This window comes from Colwellia marinimaniae (assembly GCF_002207865.1).
Classification (GTDB): Bacteria; Pseudomonadota; Gammaproteobacteria; order Enterobacterales; family Alteromonadaceae; genus Colwellia; species Colwellia marinimaniae.
Window position 1 is genome coordinate 1 of record NZ_BDQM01000286.1, and the last position, 269, is coordinate 269.

At 40.5% G+C, this 269-nt stretch carries 1 protein-coding gene; it reads right to left on the reverse strand.

The features are described 5' to 3' along the window. Positions 1–143 precede the first annotated feature (143 nt). Positions 144–269 (reverse strand): translation initiation factor IF-1 (gene infA / locus MTCD1_RS19305; protein WP_088569017.1); only part of this gene is annotated, 126 nt, incomplete at its 5' end.

A 269-nucleotide genomic window follows, 5' to 3' on the forward strand; every position in this document is an offset into this window, starting at 1 on the left:
AGATATTGGGCTGTGGACTTATAATCGAGTTGTAGGTAGTCTGAAATTGAGGGGGGGGATAGAGTAGTTGCGGTTGTTGAAAATGCAGTAAATTACAGACGTAAAAAAACCAGCCTTACGCTGGTTTTTTTAGAGGCTCGTGATTAACGGGCACGGAAGACGATACGACCTTTAGATAAATCGTAAGGTGTTAGTGCTACAGTTACTTTATCACCAGTAAGAATTCGGATGTAGTTTTTACGCATTTTACCAGAGATATGCGCAATAAC